The following is a 3,388-nucleotide window of genomic DNA, read 5'->3' as shown; positions in this document are numbered from 1 at the left end:
GCTTGCCGCGTCAGTCTGTTAACTGACCTGGATGCAGTTCTTCACTCACGAAACGCTTACGGGATCTGTAGCCCTAAAAACGACCCGTGAACTCAGGATAATTGATACCTTGATTCTCAAAGGCCTTCGTCAATCTTCAGGTTTGGGCGAAGGGCCTTTTCGAACGCTGACCCCCAGAAAGAAAGCTTTCCCGGGTGCACGACCTCGCTTTCAGAGAAAAGCATTTCGGCAACCGTCCGGAAGCATTCGCGTTCGGCAAAAAGGAGAACAATATGACCATCAAGGTTCCTTCCGTCTCTAGACGCAGTCTCTTCCGGGGACTTTCGCTCGCTGCCGGCTGGGCCGGCTCGCAGAGCTTATTTGTGAAGAGCGCGCAGGCGGCCGTCGAAGCTCAGAAAGAGTGGACGGGATACACCATCTGCGACTCGTGCAATCACGTGCCGCAGTGCGGCATCAAATTCCATGCCCGCGGCAACACCATCATCAGAATAGAAAACTGGAAGGAAAATCCCAGGTCGATTCTGTGCTCCAAGGGACTTTCAACGCTGCAGCGCCTCTATAACCCGAACCGGCTTCTTTATCCCCTCAAGCGCACCAACCCGAAGGGCGCAGCTGACCCGGGCTGGGTCCGCATTACCTGGGAGGAGGCCTATAAGACGATAGCGGCCAGGATGCTCGAAATCCGCCGTACGAGCGGTCCCAATGCCGTGATGTTCTATGCCGGCGACCCCAAGGAGCCCCGGCCCGCAATTTATCGTCTGGCACGCTATTTCGGATCGACCACATACGGCACTGAATCTTCCGTCGGCTGCCGTTCGGGCTGCATGATGGCCGAGGAACTCAACTTCGGCCGCCCCAACAACGGTGGACTGCCGACTCCGGACACCAAAGTCTTCATGATCATGGCAACCAATGTCTGGGCGCAGCCGCTCACATGGTGGAAGGCTATTCAGGCCGCGAAGGCGCGCGGCTGCAAAATCATCACGATTGATTCACGCAGAACCAAAGCAGCCGAAATCGCAGACATCCATCTGCAGCCGAGAATCGGAACGGATGCCGCACTCGTTGCCGGCATGATGCGGGTGCTTATCCGCGAAGGACTCTATGACAAGGCGTTCGTCGAAAAGTGGACGTACGGCTTTGAAGCTTATAGAGAATACTGCGAGACCTTTACGCCCCAATATACGGAGGAAATTACGGGCGTTCCGGCGGAACTCGTGGTTGAAGGGGCTCGCCTCTGGGCAAAGGGACCGGGCACTTTCTCGCTTACCACGCAGTCGGTGTCCCACAATTCCAACGGCGTCAACAACGCCCGGGCGCTTCTTCTTCTCCCGATCGTCATGGGCTACATCGACGTCAAGGGCGGCGTCGCCTTCCCATCCGGCCCCAAAGGCCTTGCGATGGCGGCTTACGGCCTCCATCCGTCAGTGTCGGAGAACGGCTGGTTCAGCCTGCCTGAGCAGAAGAAAAACCGCCTCGACCGGGAGGAACTGCCGCTCTGGAATGACATGAAGGACCAGGTGAGTCCGAACAATTTCCCGGAATGGGTGGATTCAGGAAAGGTGCGGATGCTCTGCGGCTGGGGCTTCAACGTCAATATCTGGCCGTCGCCGCAGGTGTACGCAGCTGCTGTGAAAAAGCTCGATTTTGCTTTCTCGGCCGACTACTTCTATCGTCCGGACAGCCATCAGGACATGGACATCATTCTTCCCGCCGCCATGAATTATGAGCGCTACGCACCTTTCGGCTGGTACGGGAACAAGATTGCAGTGAGAAAGCCCGTGAAGCCTCTCGGCGAATGCCGGGAAGACTGGCGAATCGCATTTGAAATCGGAGCCATTGTCGACAAGCCGGAACACTTTTTCGACGGCGACCCGAAAAAGGCCTGCGACCATGTTCTCAAAAGCATGCAGGGCGAAGGCTGGGAGGCCTTTGCGGATGCATTGCCCAGGGTTTCGTCCGTGCCGGCGCCGAAACCCGCTCTTCGCAAGTACGAGACGGGCGGCATGCGGCCCGACGGCAAGCCGGGCTTCAACACTCTGAGCGGCAAGCTCGAGTTCTCGAGCGTGAGAGCTGAAAAATTCGGCCATCCGGCGCTTCCGATCTATAAGCCGATGATGCCGCTCACGAAGGAATTCAATCTCCGCTTCCTCAACGGCGCCCGCAAGCCCTTCATCACGCACTCGAAGACGCGATCGGATCAGCCTTATCTTCTCGAAATTGAGGACCACCTCACGATCGACATCAGTCCTGAAGATGCAGCCGAGCGCGGCATCAGGGAGGGAGACATCGTCGAGATCCGCTCGCCCTACGGCGGTCCGGTCGAGGCGCGCGCCATGGTGTCGATCATCGTGCCCAAGGGACTCATTGACGCCCAGTACGGCTGGCTCGGCAAGGAAAACACGCAGCCGCTTGTCGGCCGTGCGGTCCGCGATCCCATGTCCGGGTATCCGGCTTATTTCGAAATGCCCGTGAGCGTAACGAAGAAGGCGTGAGGAGAAGACCATGAGCAAATACGGCATCCTTTTCAATGTCGACAAATGCATTGCCTGCCAGACCTGCTTCGTCGCCTGCAAGGAAGAAAATCAGCTTCATCCGCAGATGAAGTGGATGAGGATTGAGCGTCGAGAAGACCCGAGGGCGCGCATCATCAATTACTTCCGCGCTTCCTGTCAGCACTGCGAGGATCCGGCCTGCATGAAGGTGTGTCCTGCAAAGGCCATTTCAAAGGGAAGCTTTGGAGAAGTCCTCGTCAACGATGAGAAGTGCATCGGCTGCAGGATGTGCCTTGCTGCATGCCCCTACGGGGCTCCCCAGTTCAATGAAACGGGAGCTGTTTCCTACTGGCCCGACAAAGCGCCTCTCGCAGAGCGAGCGTCAGAAATGCACCAGAAGCGCATTACGGGAAAGGCCGAGCACTGCACGCTCTGCACGCACCGGCTTCGCGACGGCCGACAGCCTGCCTGCGTCGAAAACTGCTCTACGGGAGCGCTTCGCTTGATCGACTACGAAAACCTCTCGAAGGAAGATTCTGCGCTCCTTGAAAAGGCGCAGATGATGACGGCGAAGGCCGGCACGAATCCGAAGGTGCGGTACCTGAGCGCTCGTCTCGATGTGACCGGACTCTCTCTCAAATAGCTTCGGCAATTTCCGCTAATGCATATGCCGCCGCTCCTTTTCACGGTGCGGCGGCATTCATGTCTTTCTGGTTATTAACATAGGCACAAAATAGTTGACAAGCGGCTACGGTTATGTTATAATTGATAAATGAGTTATGAAGATAAAACCGCCACAACCCTCGACGGCCGCAAGGCCACTCCTGAAGCCCAGCTCGAGCTTCGCCGCCGCTGCATTGTTTACTCCCGTGATGGAGTAAAGCGCGCCGAAA

Annotated in this window: 2 protein-coding genes; both read left to right on the top strand. The window is 57.1% G+C overall.

What is annotated here, in order from left to right; translation table 11 throughout:
- Positions 1 to 272: 272 nt before the first annotated feature.
- Complete coding sequence (locus GBM95_RS11335) at positions 273 to 2,495, top strand: molybdopterin-containing oxidoreductase family protein (protein WP_152159195.1); 2,223 nt, start codon at positions 273 to 275, stop codon at positions 2,493 to 2,495.
- 10 nt (positions 2,496 to 2,505) lie between these two features.
- Entirely contained in the window at positions 2,506 to 3,138 is a 633-nt protein-coding gene (locus tag GBM95_RS11330) for a 4Fe-4S dicluster domain-containing protein (protein ID WP_152159194.1), read from the top strand.
- Positions 3,139 to 3,388: the final 250 nt, after the last annotated feature.

It is taken from the genome of Sutterella seckii (assembly GCF_009183815.1).
In the GTDB taxonomy this organism is placed as follows: domain Bacteria; phylum Pseudomonadota; class Gammaproteobacteria; order Burkholderiales; family Burkholderiaceae_F; genus Sutterella; species Sutterella seckii.
Note: the sequence above shows the minus strand (reverse complement) of the source record. Positions and strands in the feature narration are given on the sequence as shown.

What these genes read in the sequence shown, in the direction of transcription:
- GBM95_RS11330 (WP_152159194.1), top strand. Translation starts at nt 2,506, where the DNA reads ATGAGCAAATACGGCATCCTTTTCAATGTCGACAAATGCATTGCCTGC.
- GBM95_RS11335 (WP_152159195.1), top strand. Translation starts at nt 273, where the DNA reads ATGACCATCAAGGTTCCTTCCGTCTCTAGACGCAGTCTCTTCCGGGGA.